Raw genomic sequence first — 14,978 nt, 5'->3', positions numbered from 1 at the left:
GAGCGGTGCTCGCTTTGCATCGCTCCATCCCACTCCTGCTTTCGGTTCAGAGGCCTCCTACACCCATGGGATCGCCACTCCTGATATGGTGACACCATGGGAACATAGGAGGAGGATGCATGTTCGAAGGAGACTTTACCCACTACGTCGAGCTCACTTCCGGCCTGAAACAAGAAGGGGCCGTCGTTCCCTGCTATCAGCCCATCCTGGACAGAGAACAGCGACGAGTCGGCGTGGAAGCGCTAGCGCGTTATCGCCGTCATGACCACTATGACAGTATCCCTTTCGAGCGTCTCGATGCCGATACCGTGCTGGCCATCGATATCACCATGCTGCACGCCATCATCGATGACCTCCCTAGGTTGGCCTCCCACAACGTCCAGGTGCTCTCCATCAATCTGACGCCGGATCGCACCAGCCCCGTCTATCGCAACCTGTTGCGGCTGATCCTGGTGCGAGCCCGCAAGGTCGCGATCACCATCTGGTTCGAGGTTCTGGAAGTGGCCCCGCTGCACAGCCACCAGTTACAGTTCATCGCCACCTTGCGCAGCCATGGCGCCCGCATCGTACTCGATGACTTTGGCACCGAGGCCTGTAACTTCCAGCGCATGCTGGTGCAGCCCTATGACGTCATCAAGCTCGATCGCTCCCTGTTGCTACAGGCCTGCGATGACCAACACGCGACCGAGATGCTGCGCGGTCTGGTTGACTACCTGCATCGCCTGGATATGGAAGTGGTTTGCGAAGGGATCGAAAGCGCCCATCACGGGGCGCTGTGCGAATATATCGGCTGCGACTATGCCCAAGGGTTTGCCTATGGCCGCCCCTCCCCACTGGAGCAGTGGCATTCGGCGTAGCAAAATTGCATGAGGTGGTGGGGGCGAGTACAATCTTGCACCCCTTACGCACCGCCATCAGGTGGCGGTGTCCTGATTTGCAATCAGACCAGAGAGAACCTCATGTTCAAGCCAGAATTACTCTCCCCGGCCGGGACCCTCAAGAATATGCGTTACGCCTATGCCTATGGCGCCGACGCCGTCTATGCCGGCCAGCCCCGCTACAGCCTGCGGGTGCGCAACAACGAATTCGATCACGAGAACTTGCAGCTCGGCATCAACGAAGCCCATGCCCTCGGCAAGCAGTTCTACGTGGTGGCCAACATCCAGCCCCACAACTCCAAGCTGAAAACCTTCGTGCGTGACATGCGCCCTGTGGTCGAGATGCAGCCCGATGCGCTGATCATGTCGGACCCCGGCCTCATCATGATGATGCGCGAGGCGTTCCCCGATATGCCCATCCACCTCTCGGTGCAGGCCAACGCGGTCAACTGGGCCACGGTGAAGTTCTGGCATCAGATGGGGCTGACCCGCGCCATCTTGTCGCGCGAGCTGTCGCTCGACGAGATCGAAGAGATCCGCATGCAGGTGCCGGAGATGGAGCTGGAGGTGTTTGTCCATGGCGCCCTGTGCATGGCCTACTCCGGCCGCTGCCTGCTCTCTGGCTACATCAACAAGCGTGACCCCAACCAGGGCACCTGCACCAACGCCTGCCGCTGGGAGTACAAGGTGCACGAGGGTAAGGAAGACGAAGTCGGCCAGATTGTGCATCGTCAGGAGCCTATCGCGGTGCAGAAGGTCGACCCGACCCTGGGCAGTGGCAAGCCGACCGATGCCCTGGTGCTGCTCGAAGAGTCCAACCGTCCGGGCGAGTTCATGACCGCCTTTGAAGACGAGCACGGCACCTACATCATGAACTCCAAGGATCTGCGCGCCATCCAGCACGTGGAGCGCCTGACCAAGATGGGCGTGCATTCGCTCAAGATAGAGGGGCGCACCAAGTCGTTCTACTACTGCGCTCGCACCGCCCAGGTCTACCGCAAGGCGATCGACGATGCGGTGGCCGGCCGGCCGTTTGACCCGACCTTAATGACCACCCTCGAGAATCTGGCCCACCGCGGTTACACCGAGGGATTCCTGCGCCGCCACACTCACAGCGAGTACCAGAACTACGACTACGGCTACTCGGTCTCCGACACCCAGCAGTTTGTCGGTGAGATCACCGGCCGCAACGGCGACATGGTCGAGGTTGAGGTGAAAAACAAGTTCCTGGTCGGCAACAGCCTGGAGCTGATGACCCCGCAGGGCAACATCCGCTTCAACCTGGAGCAGATGCAAAACCGCAAGGGTGAACTCATCGACACCGCGCCGGGCAACGGCCACGTGGTCTATGTGCCGGTGCCCAAGGAGGTCGACGTGAACTACGGCATCCTGCTGCGCAACCTCGGTGAGCGCGAGGATACCCGCAACCCTCACACGGCGGCCTGAGATGGCACTGCTTATCACCGACAAGTGCATCAACTGCGACATGTGCGATCCGGAGTGTCCCAACCAGGCCATCAGCCTCGGTGAGGAGATCTACGAGATCGACCCCAGTCGCTGCACCGAGTGTGTCGGCCACTACGACAAGCCGACCTGCATCAGCGTCTGCCCCATCGACTGCATCATCTGGGACCCCAACCACGTGGAGACCGAGGCGCAGTTATTGGAAAAATTCGCTCGCCTGCACGGCTAAGGTCAACCTGGCTGATGAGCAAGAGAGGCGCCCCCGGTTGCGCCCCTCTTGCCGGTGACACCTTTCCTTAGATGAAGCCCCCCATGAGACCATTCCTCCTCGCTCTGCTCCTGCTGCTCCCCCTGCCCGCTGCGGCCGACGTTATCTGGCTCAAAAACGGCGATCGCCTGACCGGTGAGGTGCAGGCCAATGAAAAGAGCCTCATCCTGACGTTTCCCTTTGGCGGAGAGGTGGAGATCCCACGCAGTGCGGTCAAGCGCTGGCGCGCCCGGCAGGCGAGCGCCCCCAAGCTCAGCAACAAGGGGATCAATCTGGCCCTGCTCGCCCCTGATGATGAGAAATGGCACCTGACCGGCAGCGGGGATATCAACCTCAAGATCAAAGACAGCACCAACCGCACCAACAGCCTCAGCACCAAGGGCAAGCTGGAGCTGGAGAACCCGGATTGGCGTAGCGGTCTGGAGGGGGAGTACGAATACGACACCTCCAACGGCATCACCACGGATCACCATTACCGCCTCAAACCCAGGGTCGACTACTTCATCACCGACCGCTGGTACTGGCGCGGCACCATCGACTATCAGCGCGATCTGCAAGAGCCTGTCTATCTCGAGGTGGATTACAACACAGGGCCCGGTTACCGGGTGTGGAAGGAGAGCAAGAAGAAGCTCGAATTCCTGCTACTAGGAGGTCTGCGAGAGGCGTACTGGCGTGCCAATCCCACCTTCTATCGGCTGTTTAACTCGGATCACGTCGCCTATCCGACCATGAGCCTCGCTTGGGATTATCAGCACCGTATCGAGGATACCCGCTTCGAGCTGTTCAGCAGTGGCGAATACATCCACTACCTGAGTCAACCCGCCGAGTACCTGACCTATGAGCGCACCGTAGACGGTGAGCTGGGGATGCGTTACTACATCAGCGACAACCTGCGCCTCTCCTGGTCGGCCAACCTCACATGGGATGATATCTATGTGGACTATCAGGGGGACAGCCGCAACATCAATGGCCGGGAGTGGCGCCAGCTACTGAGCCTTGGGGTCAGTTTCTAGCCATGAAAAGGGCGCCGCTGGCGCCCTTTGCAATCAGTGCTTGCCATTACCCTTGTTGTGCCCCTTACCCGGGTTGTTGTTGCCGTGCACACTGCGGTTCTGGTTGTTCTGATTTTCCTTGCCGGTGCAGCCATCGCTGGTCACTTTGATGCCGCCGATCTCAATCCATGAGCAGTCGTTCTTATGTTTTTCCTTCCACTTTCGCACCTCAGTCTGGTTATCAACATTGACGTGAATACCATTGGAGTCGATCTGGATGCCCGCCCACGCCGGGGCGGCGAGGCACATAGAGAGCAACAATACGCGTGATTTCATGGTGTTTATCTCTTCGATTGAAACTGCTCGATCCTAGAGCAAGGTGACTCAGCTGTCTCCTTTGCTGGCCAGAAAAGGGGGGCGCGATTCAGCAGGGATACATCCATGTCATCACCTCGTTCCCACCTTGTTAATGCTCGCTCACTTAGTGGCTCGGCTGCGCCGTCATGGTGACGCGACTCTGACGCCGCTCACCGCGCCAGGCGGCATACATGCTCCAAGCGGTGTAGATGACCACGCCCCCCACCAGCCATTTGAGCATGGCCAAGTCCATCGAGGTGACCAGGTAGGCGGCTAGCACCACGCCGATGGGGCCAAATAGGGCGACCGCCAGCACCGCCTGGGCATCGAAGGCGCCGCGGCGGATGAAGGTGCCCGCCGAAAAGACGCTCAGCAGCGCCGTCGAGCCCATCATGATGGGGAAGGCGGCGATGGGGTGCATGCCGAGCAGATAGAGCATGGTCATGCAGGGGGCAAACAGGCCGATCCCCACGTTCATCAGCACCCCGAACAGGAAGTTGCCCACCAGCGCCACCACCAGCTTGCCACCGGAGAGCCCCATCGCCTCACCACCGAGTGGAAACAAGCCGAGCAGGCCGGCAAAGATAAGGCCCGCCACCACCAGCAGGGAGCTGGCCATCACAAGACGCACCGTCTGGCGATCAAACGAGGAGACATAGCGGGCACCGAGAGCCGCCCCGAGGGCCGCACTGATCATCATGCCAAGCAACGTGGTGGGGTCGACCTTGACCACGCCGATGAAGATGAGGGACTGCACCACGGTCGGCAACACGCACTGACCGTTGAGGGTACCCGGTAACACCTTGTCATCGATGATCTTGAAGTGCTTGTAGAAGGCAGTCTTGACCGCGAAGCTGCCCACCCCAAGGGTGTCGAGAAAATTGGCAAAGCCACCGATGGCCGCCACCTTCCAAAAGGGGGTCGATTCGAGCGTGCCACTGCGCCAGCGACGATGCCATGAGGTCAACAACAGAAACAGATAGACGAGGGCGCCGGCGATAAACACCAGCCGCAAAGACAACATCAACATGGGGGATACTCCTCAGCAGGGCGGCGATTTTAGGCCAGCCAGCCAGGTAGGAAAAGAGCGACGGCAGAAAAATCGCGTGCACTCGAGTCACCCGCGCCAGGATCTGCTATGCATGAAAGGCTCGGAGGAAGATGCATCCGAGCCCCATCGGAGTGAGTCATTCGCGACGACTCACCGGGTGTTCCGATGGCATAGGTAAAAAAAGGCCGGGATAACCCGGCCTTTTTCATCGCATGCTTCAGCGCCACCAACGCCCAAACAGGCGATCCACAGGCGGTATCAATCTAGCCAGCGCCTTTTCACCAAGAGGGGTGAGCAGCAGCCAGGGCAGGAAGATGAGGCAGATAGCGAGCGACCCCATGTAGATATCGGTGAACCAGTGGGCCCCCACCATGATGCGCGGCAGGGTAAATACCACCACCATGAGGCAGGCCGTCAGCCCCATCCAGCGCGGCGCGAAGCGCAGCATGAAGGCGGCGAAGATCATCAGCATCAGGCCATGATCACCGGGGAAGCTGTCACCGGAGGAGTCTTTGGTCGGAAAATCAATCAGCGCGGTCAAGCGCAGGGCCCCCGGTACGCTGAGTGTCGGGCTCGGGCGCTCAACGGGTACCATGTGGCCGATACGGTTGAGCAGCAGGGCCGTGATCACCATCAACAGGCCGATGGCCACCCAGCGAGCCCGCCCGGCACCGTCACTGCGTAAAAACAGCGTCAGCAACAGCAATACCATGCAAGAGAGGGACACCAGATCGAACAGGCGGTTATTGGTGATGGCCATCGCGAGTCGCCACGGGCCCTGCTCGGCAAGCAGGGAGTTGAAGCCTTGGAAGATCCCCACATCCCAGCGAGCCCAGAAACCGTGCCCCGGGAGCAGCCACCAGCTCAGGGCAATCAAGGCCCCCAGCAGCGGCGCCGCATACAGTCCAGTTTGTCTGTTCATGCTCGATTCTTCTCTGGTCAGCGTCACGAAGGGGCAAATGTTAACGCGCGCCCCGAGAAAAACAACCCGTCAACTGTTTCCAGGTGTTACATGTTGCCTTGGCTCGCGGGCCCTTTTCGATCTAGTATGCCCCGCCCTTATTCGACATGGATCTCGTCATGCGCAGCTATCTGAGAATGGTGCTGTTCGCCCTCGGCCTGCTGGCCGGCGTACAGTTGCCCGGTCTGCTCGAGCTCTACTTCCAGCGGATTGATGCTCGCCTGCAACAAGCCGAGCTCAGCCTCTCCCCCTTTCAGGCCAATGCCGAGCGCCACTTCGCCGGCGATCTGGGCGCCTTACAACGCCACTATCAGCAAAGCCCGGATCCGGTGATGCGTGGCGACGCTGACAGCATCCGCCTGCTGATCGAGCAGCAGAGCCTGCTCAAGCAGGAGCAATCCCTGGCCGCCGCCCCCTGGTATCGGCAAACCCTGCACCTGCTCAGCAGCGCCGACCGCGCATGGGTTCGCGATACCCTGGCCCACTACAGCTACGTGGTGCCCCTGAAACAGGAGGCCATCCTCTGTGGTCTGCTCGCCGGCGTGCTCGGCTCACTGCTTGGGGATCTGCTCTACGCCATCCTGGCCTGGCCGTTTCGACCGGCGCCACGCCGGCGCAATGAACTGCGCTAACACAACGGGGAGCCTTGGCTCCCCGTTGTGTTAGCGATTCCCCTCCAGCGGGTAAGGCATGTGCCCATGTCGGCTATTGCCGCTCTCCCTGTCGCCAGACCACCACGATAACCCTAACGTCGGGGCCCCCCGCAGGCACTGCATCGTGGCCGCTCCTTTGTGAGGGCCGCAGAAAAAAACAGGCCCTCACAAAGGAGGGCCTGGGTCAGCATGCGGGAGTCTCGTAGAGCTCAAGTGGCAACCCGTCCGGATCGGCAAAGAAGGTAAAACGCCGACCCGTCAGCGCGTCCACCCGCACCGGCTCTACGGCCACGCCGTGTTGCTCCAGATGCTCGATGACCGGCTCAAGCGCCCCTACCCGAAACGCCAGGTGGCGCAGACCGCACGCCTCCGGACTCGAAGGACGCGGCGGCGGGGCGGGAAAGCTGAACAGCTCGAGCTGGCCGCCTCCCGGCAGGGCCAGATCCAGCTTCCACGACTGGCGCTCGGCGCGCAGGGTCTCAGCGATGATCGGCAGCCCCAGCAGCTCGTGATAGAAGGCCCGCGAACGATCGTAATCGCTCACGATAAGCGCCACGTGGTGGATGGCGCCCAGCAGCGCCCCTTCGCTCTTGTCACTCATGATGCTGCCCACCTAGTTGAAGAAGTTGTTGAACCAGCCATCCAGCACGCTCTGGGGCGAACCGGCGCACGACATGGCCTCCCCCAGACCCGCCAGCTTGGCCGGTACCGATACGCTGCCGGGGCAACTGCTGTCGACCCGGCCGCCACTGCTGCGCGAGAAGCTGGCCCAGCCGATGCCCTTGGGCAGGGTCAGCGACAGGCTGTTGACCCCGCGCTGGCCCATGTAGTTGGAAAAGAGCTGCAACGCCCCGTTGGAGCCGGTCAGCCCAGCCGGGGTGTTGTCATCGCGGCCAACCCAGACGCTCACCAGCTCGTTGTTGTCGATGCCAGCGAACCAAGAGTCTCGCAGCTCGTTGGTGGTGCCGGTCTTGCCTGCCATGGTCAGGCCGGGGAAGCGGGCGCTCAATGAGCGGGCCGTGCCCTGGCTGACGGTCTTGGTCATGGCAAACAGGGTCAGCCAGCTCGCCTCGGCATCCACCACCTGCTTGGCGACGCTGTTTTGCTTGTACATGACCCGGCCACTGCCATCGATCACGGCGCGCAGGGCCGACAGGGGTTGGGTCAAGCCGCGATTGGCGATCGGCAGGTACATCTGGTTGACCTCAAGCGGGCTCAGGGCGATCGCCCCCAGCACCAAGGAGGGGTAGGGCTGAATCGTCTGCTCCACCCCCAGCTTGTGCAAGGTGTCGACCACCTTGTCGAGCCCCACCTGCATGCCGAGATTGACGGTCGGCACGTTGCGCGAACCGGCCAGGGCATCCATCAGCGGTATGCTCTGCAAGAACTTGCGGTCATAGTTTTGCGGCGTCCACACCTGACCATCCTGACCACGGATGCGGATCGGCTGATCTTTGAGCGGCGTCTGCAAGTTCATGCCGTTGGAAAGGCCGGTCAGGTAGACCGAGGGTTTGACCAAAGAGCCAATCTGGCGGCGCGCATCGAGCGCCCGGTTGAAGCCGGCATAGCGCGGGTCTCGCCCCCCCACCACAGCCACTATCTCCCCCTTGCGCCAGTCCGAGACCACCATGGCCGCCTCGAGCTTCTTCTTGCCGCGCGCCTTTTCTATCTCTACCAACCCCTTAGCCACCGCCTCTTCGGCGGCGAACTGGGCGATGGGATCGAGGCTGGTGAAGATCTTCACCCCGGACTGCTTGAGCAGATCGGGGCCGAACTGGGACTGGATCTCGCGCTTGAGCAGGGTCATGAAGGCCGGAGTGCGGCCATAGGTCATCTGCCCGCGCGGAATGATGCCAAGGGGCTGCTTGCTGGCAAGCTGATACTCGGCCTCGGTCAGGCTGCCGTGCTCGGCCAGCAGCTTGAGCACCACGTTACGCCGGCTCAGGGCCCGCTCCGGGTAGCGCCAGGGATCGTAGTAAGAGGGGCCCTTGACCAACCCCACCAGCAGCGCCACCTGATCGATGTCAAGCTCGGTGGCCGGAATACCGAAGTAGAAATAGGAAGCCAGCCCGAAGCCGTAGACCCCTTGGGAGAAGTTCTGGCCGAGGTACACCTCGTTGAGGTAGGCCTCAAGGATCTCATCCTTGCTGTAGCGATAATCGATGATCACCGCCATGTAGACCTCCTGCAACTTACGCCACAGGCTGCGCTCGCGGGTCAGGAAGAAGTTCTTGGCCAACTGCTGGGTCAGGGTACTGCCCCCCTGCACCGTGTGGCCGGCCAGCAGGTTGGCTACCATGGCGCGCAAGATAGCCACCGGCGAGACGCCGCCATGCTGGTAGAAGTCGCGATCCTCCGTGGTCAGCAAGGTGATGAGCAGGCTGTCCGGCACCTCAGAGAGGCGCACCAGCAGGCGATCCTCCCGATCCTCGGTATTGATGCGATCGAGCAGCACCGGGTCCATCTGGGCAAACCCCATCTGACGACCGCTCTCAAGACCACTGATGGTGGCCAGACGCGGGCCGTTGAAGGCCAGCCGCAGGCCGCGGGCCCCGTCGGCCCCGTCGAAGAACTCAAACGGACGGCGCACCAGATCGATGCCGGCCGAGGTGAGGGCATACTCCCCCGGCTGGTGCGGCTGGCGTACCGGCTTGTAGTTGAGCATCTTAAGCTCGCGCAGCATCTGGTCGCGTGAGAGGCGCTGGCCGGGATAGAGCTCGAGCGGCCGGCTGTAGACCATCACCGGCAGCTGCCACTTCTCGCCGTCAAAGCGCTCACGCACCTTGGTGTCGAGGTAGATGCCAAACACCACCATGAAGGCGGCGCCCACCAGCGCCAGCTTGAAACCAAGCCAGAACAGGGTACGGCCGATGGAGCGGCGCGCAGCGCCCTTCTTGGCCGGTTTCTTCTTACGTGTCGTTGCCATCGTTCCTTTTTTTCCCCGGGCGATTCACGCTGAGTTGTTGTTACGGCAGGGTCAGCCCTGCTCCATCCGCTTTTTGGTCAGCCGTGTCGGCATCGCCTCCAGCGGATTGTCCGGCCAGTAGTGGCGCGGATAACGTCCTTTCATCTCTTTTTTCACCTGCTCGTAGGAGCCAGCCCAGAAGGCGGCCAGATCGGCGGTGATTTGCAGCGGCCGCTGAGCTGGTGAGAGCAGCTCCACCAGCAGCGCCACCTTGCCTTGCGCCACCCGTGGCGTGCTGGCCTGACCAAACATCTCCTGGATCCGCACCGGGATGGCAGGGGCCTGCCCCGGCACATAACGGATGCGCACCCGGGTGCCGGTCGGGGCGGTGAAATAGACCGGCAGTTGTTCGTCAAGCACGCTTGGCAGCGGCCAGGGCAGCAGGGCGCGCAGGGCCGCCACCAGATCGACGCGCTTTAACTGCTCGAGGCGGGTCATGCCTAGTACGTTCGGCAGCAGCCACTGCTCGAGGCCGGCAAGCAGCGCCTCGTCCGACACCTGAGGCCAGGGGTGTTCGGGCAGCCACTCGGCGGCGCAGCGCAGCCGCGCCAGCAATCCCTCGCTCGCCTCGTCCCACGGCAGGCAATGCAGCCCCTTGCCGCGCACCCCGTCGAGCAGGCAGCGCCCCTTCTGCTCATCGCTAAGGGCGCTCAGTGGTTCACTGCCGAGCACCAGCTCGCCTAGGGTACGCTGGCGCTCGGCCCGTACCCGGTCGGCCTGCTCGTCCCAGGCAAAATGCTCGCGCTCACCGATAAGCTCGGGCAGGAGGCGCTCCAGCTCACCCAGCTCAACCGGCTCGGCCACGAAGATGCGGCTGCCGCGCTCGTTCTGGCCCAGATTGACCGCCACCAGAGCTGGCGCCCCCGTGACCGGGTGATCCTCCACCAGATCGGCGCTCACCCCGCCCGAGAGCTGGTAGCGGCTGCCGCTGCGTAGCCGCCCGATGCGATCGGGCCAGGCCAGAGCACACAACAGGCCGAGCCACTGCCCATGGGCCTCACCTGGTCTGGCCCCGAGGCGCTCGAACCAGCGCCGCGCCTGACCATGCAGGGCGCCGCAGCGACGTTGGAACAAGACGCCGAGGCGCTCCGATCCTCGCAGATCTTCCTCCAGCAGGGCCACCAGATAACAGGCGTCGGCGACAATCCCTGACAGACCCTCAGCCTCCAGCTCGGCGGCGCGCAGCAGCAGATGAGCCAGCCGCGGTGCGGTGCCGAGGCGGGCCATGGCTTGGCCATGGGGGGTGAGCTGCTGCTCCCCTTTGAGGGCGCCGAGGGAAGTGAGCAGCCGCTGCGCCTGGGCCAGCGCCCCGGCAGGGGGCGTATCGAGCAGCGGCAGTGCCTCAACCCGGCTGCCCCACTGGGCCGCCTCCAGCATCAAGCCGGTCAGCTCCTGAGTCAGCAGATCGGGCGGGCTCTGCTCATCGAGCCGATCCTGCTGCTCGGCGCTCCACAGGCGGTAGCAGACGCCGGGGCCAAGACGACCGGCCCGGCCGGCGCGCTGCACCGCCGAGGCGCGAGCAATCTGGGGGGTCTCGAGACGGGTCACGCCGCTGCGCACATCAAACTGGGCGCGCCGCTCCAGACCGCTGTCGATGACCAAGGTGATCCCCTCTATGGTGAGCGAGGTCTCGGCCACGTTGGTGGTGAGCACCAGCTTGCGCCGCCCGGCCGGGGCAGGAGCGATGGCGGCCTGCTGGGCGCGGATATCGAGGCGGCCATAGAGCGGGGCTATGTCCACCTCGGGCCCCACCCGCTCGCGCAGCCACTCGGCCAGGCGCTCTATCTCCCCCTGGCCGGGCAGAAACACCAGCGCACTGCCGGTGTGGTTGGCCAGCGCCTCCAGCACCACGGCGCCGAGCTGGGGCTCAAGGCGCTGCTGGCGGCTCCACGGACGGTAGAAACACTCGACCGGGTGGCTGCGCCCCTCGGAGCGCAGCACCACCGCCTCGCTGAGCAGACGCTCGAGGGGCAGGCCGTCGAGGGTGGCTGACATCACCAGAATGCGCAGATCATCGCGCAGCGCCTGCTGACTTTCGAGGGCGAAGGCCAGCGCCGTGTCGGCGTGCAGGCTGCGCTCGTGAAACTCGTCAAAAATGAGCAGATCGACCCCGGACAGCTCGGGGTCCTGTTGCAACATGCGGGTCAGCACCCCCTCGGTGACAATCTCAAGGCGGGTCTTGCCGCTCACCCGGCTCTCGCCACGCACCCGCAAGCCAATGCGCTCCCCCACCTTCTCACCCAACTGGGCGGCCAGGTAGGCGGCGATGTTTCGCGCCGCCAGCCGGCGCGGCTCGAGCAGGATGATGCGCCCGGCCACGCGCTCGCGACGCACCAGCTCAAGGGGCAGCAGGGTCGATTTGCCGGCACCGGGCGGCGCCTGCAAGATGAGCTGGGTGTGGTGCAAGAGCGCCTGCTCGATGGCGGGCAACAGGTCGGCGATCGGCAGAGTCGACAAATCAGCACTTCCGTCATGGTAAAAACGGCGCCTATGATGCCACACTTTGCCCCCTTCGTGGGGCCTTCCCCGCTGCATCAGGAGACCCCTTGGCCCGACTGTTTTTTGCCCTTCCGGTCAGCCTGCTGGCCGACCCCATCGTGGCGTGGCGCGCCGCCCGCCCCTGGCCCGGCGTGCCGGTGCCGGCGGCCAACTTGCACCTCACCCTGGCCTTTCTCGGCGAGGTGACGGCGCAGCAGCGAACACAGCTTGAGGCGATCGCGGCCCGGCTGCACTGTCCGCCACTGACCATCCCCCTCGAGCGTTGTGGCTGGTTTGGTCGCGCCAAGGCGGCTTGGATCGGCCCCGAGCGCTGGCCCAACGAGCTGTCGGTGTTGGTGCGCGAGCTACAACGCCACTGCACCCGCCTCGGCCTTGGCAACGGCGAGCTGCACTACCGCCCCCACATCACCCTGTCGCGCAAGGCCGCGGCGGCGCCAGAGCCCGCACCGGCCCCCGATTTCGTCCTACATGCCGACAGCTTCTGTCTCTATCAGTCGGTCAGCAGTGAGGAGGGGGTACGTTATGAGCCCCTCGCCTGCTGGCCACTTCGCAAACGAGTGACTGCATGAAATTTCATCCTCCACTACAAAGCGGCCTGTTGTTGCAGCGCTATAAGCGCTTTCTCACCGACGTGCAGCTCGACGACGGCTCGACCCTCACGGTGCATTGCGCCAACACCGGCGCCATGACCGGCTGCGCCGACCCCGGCACCCGGGTCTGGTACTCCACGTCCGACAATCCCAAGCGCAAGCTGCCCCACAGCTGGGAAATAGCCCAGAGCCCGCGCGGCCACCTCATCTGTGTCAATACCGCGCGCGCCAACCAGATTGCCCACGAGCTGATCGAAGCCGGTGATATCGCCCCGCTCGCCGGCTACGCGCGCCTGCGCCGCGAGGTCAAATACGGGGAAGAGGGCAGCCGCATCGATCTGCTGCTGGAAGATGACCGGCGGCCATCCTGTTATGTGGAGGTGAAATCAGTCACCCTGCTCGATGCAGAGCGTGATGATGGGATGGGCTATTTTCCCGATGCAGTGACAATCCGTGGCGCCAAGCACCTGCGCGAGCTGATGGCGATGAAGGCAGCCGGCCACCGGGCCGTGTTGCTGTTTATGGTGTTGCACTCGGGGATTACCAAAATGAGTGCTGCATCACACATTGATCCACAATACAGTCTGCTTCTTGAGCAAGCGATTGGGGCAGGGGTTGAAATTTTATGCTACCAACCCCATGTTGAGATCACAGGCTTTAAGCCGCAAGGGTTTATCCCGTTTGAAACCGTTAGCCGGATTATTCCCAAGGGATCAGAAATCTCGACGGAGTAGCAATAATGGTATGGGTTGTTTGCCACGCACCACCCCATCTGATATAGATACCGGCCTTAATTTATGGATGGCACGGGACGCGTGCAGTATAGGAGACAGGGCATGCCAACAGGCGAAAACAGGAAATCTCTGGGCCCCCTGGCCATTGCGGGAGTTGAGCCTTACCAGGAACAAGCAGGTGAGGAGTACATGAACGAGCGCCAGAAGGCGCACTTTCGCAAAATTCTGGCGGCTTGGCGTAATCAACTGATGCAGGAAGTCGATCGCACCGTTGATTACATGAAAGACGAAGCAGCCAACTTCCCCGATCCGGTCGATCGCGCAGCACAAGAAGAGGAGTTCGCCCTCGAGCTGCGTACCCGCGACCGTGAGCGCAAGCTCATCAAGAAGATCGAGAAGACGCTGCAACTGCTGGAAGAAGACGAGTTCGGCTACTGCGAGCACTGCGGCATCGAGATCGGCATCCGCCGTCTGGAAGCCCGTCCGACCGCTGATCTGTGTGTCGACTGCAAGACATTGGCCGAGATCAAAGAGAAGCAGATGGCGGGCTGATCAGCCCACCTCTCGCGCGTATACAAAGAGGGAGCCCCACGGGCTCCCTCTTTGCGTTTCGACACCCATCGCCCCCGGTGGTAGAATCCGGCGGTTTTTACCGTCAAGAGTCAGCGCCATGCCCTGGATACAAATTCGAATCAACGCCACCGCCAAGACCGCCGACAAGGTGAGCAACATGCTGCTGGGGCGCGGTGCCCAAGCGGTCACCTTCATGGACGCCAAGGACGTGCCGGTCTACGAGCCCATGCCGGGCGAGACCCCGCTGTGGGGTGAAACCGAGGTGATGGGCCTGTTCGATGCCGAAGTGGATCCGGCTCCGATCGTGGCCTTCTTTCAACAGATCTTCGGCGAGCAGGTCGGCCACAAGGTCGAGCAGCTGGAAGACAAGGATTGGGTGCGCGAGTGGATGGATCACTTCCACCCGATGCAATTTGGCGAGCGTCTGTGGATCTGCCCAAGCTGGCGCGACGTGCCCGATCCTGAGGCGGTCAACGTCATGCTCGATCCGGGCCTGGCGTTCGGTACCGGCACCCACCCCACCACGGCGCTGTGCCTGAAGTGGCTCGATGGCCAGGATCTGACCGGCAAGACAGTGGTCGACTTTGGTTGCGGCTCCGGCATTCTCGGCATTGCGGCCCTGAAGCTGGGCGCTGAGCGCGTCATCGGCATCGACATCGATCCCCAGGCGATCCAGGCCAGCCGCGACAACGCCGAGCGCAACGGTGTCGCAGAGCACCTCGAGCTCTATCTGCCTGAAGATCAACCGGCCGGCCTCCAGGCCGACGTGGTGGTCGCCAACATCCTGGCCGGCCCCCTGCGCGAGCTGGCGCCGCTCATCGCCGATCTCGGCAAGCCCGGCAGCATCATGGCCCTCTCTGGCGTGCTGGAGAGCCAGGCCCCCGAACTCGAAACCATCTACGGCCAGTGGTTCACCATGGACCCGACGGCGGTGCAGGAAGAGTGGTGCCGCCTCTCGGGCACCAAACACGGCTGACGTTAACAGGGCTCCTT

The 14,978-nt window shown here is 62.8% G+C and carries 15 protein-coding genes; 9 read left to right on the top strand and 6 right to left on the bottom strand.

All coding sequences use genetic code 11. From position 1 onward, the window contains the following. Window positions 1–119: 119 nt before the first annotated feature. The 4 genes from FE240_RS03955 (at window position 120) to FE240_RS03940 (ending at window position 3,623) form a co-directional block, all read left to right on the top strand. Window positions 120–857 carry an EAL domain-containing protein gene (locus FE240_RS03955; RefSeq protein WP_193003460.1) on the top strand — a complete coding sequence of 246 codons (738 nt, stop codon included), beginning with the start codon at window positions 120–122 and terminating at the stop codon, window positions 855–857. A gap of 102 nt (window positions 858–959) precedes the next feature. Continuing rightward, a complete protein-coding gene (gene trhP / locus FE240_RS03950) occupies window positions 960–2,324 on the top strand; it encodes a prephenate-dependent tRNA uridine(34) hydroxylase TrhP (protein WP_193003459.1) in 1,365 nt (454 codons plus the stop codon). A gap of 1 nt (window position 2,325) precedes the next feature. Continuing rightward, window positions 2,326–2,571 (top strand): YfhL family 4Fe-4S dicluster ferredoxin, encoded by a 246-nt coding sequence (locus tag FE240_RS03945; RefSeq protein ID WP_042046699.1) that lies wholly within the window; start codon window positions 2,326–2,328, stop codon window positions 2,569–2,571. A gap of 83 nt (window positions 2,572–2,654) precedes the next feature. Then, window positions 2,655–3,623, top strand: a complete 969-nt coding sequence (locus FE240_RS03940) for a DUF481 domain-containing protein (RefSeq protein ID WP_193003458.1) — start codon at window positions 2,655–2,657, stop codon at window positions 3,621–3,623. A 33-nt stretch (window positions 3,624–3,656) separates the two neighbouring features. Here the strand turns inward: FE240_RS03940 and FE240_RS03935 are convergent, their stop codons facing one another. The 3 genes from FE240_RS03935 to FE240_RS03925 form a co-directional block, all read right to left on the bottom strand. Beyond that, complete coding sequence (locus tag FE240_RS03935) at window positions 3,657–3,938, bottom strand: hypothetical protein (protein ID WP_193003457.1); 282 nt, start codon at window positions 3,936–3,938, stop codon at window positions 3,657–3,659. Window positions 3,939–4,083: 145 nt separating this feature from the next. Next, window positions 4,084–4,989, bottom strand: coding sequence for a sulfite exporter TauE/SafE family protein (locus FE240_RS03930; protein WP_193003456.1), 906 nt, complete (start codon window positions 4,987–4,989; stop codon window positions 4,084–4,086). A gap of 238 nt (window positions 4,990–5,227) precedes the next feature. Continuing rightward, entirely contained in the window at window positions 5,228–5,932 is a 705-nt protein-coding gene (locus FE240_RS03925) for a phosphatase PAP2 family protein (RefSeq protein ID WP_193003455.1), read from the bottom strand. 158 nt (window positions 5,933–6,090) lie between these two features. On the opposite strand from FE240_RS03925, the gene FE240_RS03920 reads away from it, so the two are divergent. Next, window positions 6,091–6,603: a DUF2937 family protein gene (locus FE240_RS03920; protein ID WP_404800050.1), complete on the top strand. Its 513-nt coding sequence runs from the start codon at window positions 6,091–6,093 to the stop codon at window positions 6,601–6,603. A gap of 205 nt (window positions 6,604–6,808) precedes the next feature. Here FE240_RS03920 and gloA2 read toward each other — a convergent pair whose 3' ends face one another. From gloA2 to hrpB, 3 genes are read right to left on the bottom strand one after another with little or no spacing between them, the layout of a single operon-like run. Next, on the bottom strand, window positions 6,809–7,225 hold the full coding sequence (gloA2, locus tag FE240_RS03915) for an SMU1112c/YaeR family gloxylase I-like metalloprotein (RefSeq protein ID WP_193003453.1): 417 nt from the start codon (window positions 7,223–7,225) through the stop codon (window positions 6,809–6,811). A gap of 12 nt (window positions 7,226–7,237) precedes the next feature. Next, entirely contained in the window at window positions 7,238–9,550 is a 2,313-nt protein-coding gene (mrcB, locus tag FE240_RS03910) for a penicillin-binding protein 1B (RefSeq protein ID WP_193003452.1), read from the bottom strand. A gap of 51 nt (window positions 9,551–9,601) precedes the next feature. Continuing rightward, entirely contained in the window at window positions 9,602–12,046 is a 2,445-nt protein-coding gene (hrpB, locus tag FE240_RS03905; protein ID WP_193003451.1) for an ATP-dependent helicase HrpB, read from the bottom strand. An 89-nt stretch (window positions 12,047–12,135) separates the two neighbouring features. On the opposite strand from hrpB, the gene thpR reads away from it, so the two are divergent. The 4 genes from thpR (at window position 12,136) to prmA (ending at window position 14,961) form a co-directional block, all read left to right on the top strand. Next, the gene (gene thpR / locus FE240_RS03900) at window positions 12,136–12,657 is read left to right on the top strand and encodes an RNA 2',3'-cyclic phosphodiesterase (protein WP_193003450.1); all 522 of its coding nucleotides are present in this window, start codon (window positions 12,136–12,138) and stop codon (window positions 12,655–12,657) included. After that, window positions 12,654–13,412, top strand: a complete 759-nt coding sequence (sfsA, locus tag FE240_RS03895) for a DNA/RNA nuclease SfsA (RefSeq protein ID WP_193003449.1) — start codon at window positions 12,654–12,656, stop codon at window positions 13,410–13,412. The genes thpR and sfsA overlap by 4 nt, the downstream gene beginning before the upstream one ends. A gap of 102 nt (window positions 13,413–13,514) precedes the next feature. Next, a complete protein-coding gene (dksA, locus tag FE240_RS03890; RefSeq protein WP_042046713.1) occupies window positions 13,515–13,964 on the top strand; it encodes an RNA polymerase-binding protein DksA in 450 nt (149 codons plus the stop codon). Between the two features lie 118 nt (window positions 13,965–14,082). Further along, window positions 14,083–14,961: a 50S ribosomal protein L11 methyltransferase gene (prmA, locus tag FE240_RS03885; RefSeq protein WP_193003448.1), complete on the top strand. Its 879-nt coding sequence runs from the start codon at window positions 14,083–14,085 to the stop codon at window positions 14,959–14,961. Window positions 14,962–14,978 lie beyond the last annotated feature (17 nt).

It is taken from the genome of Aeromonas simiae, assembly GCF_014892695.1.
GTDB lineage: Bacteria > Pseudomonadota > Gammaproteobacteria > Enterobacterales > Aeromonadaceae > Aeromonas > Aeromonas simiae.
The sequence above is the reverse complement of the archived record's forward strand: the minus strand, read 5'-3'. Positions and strand labels throughout refer to the sequence as shown.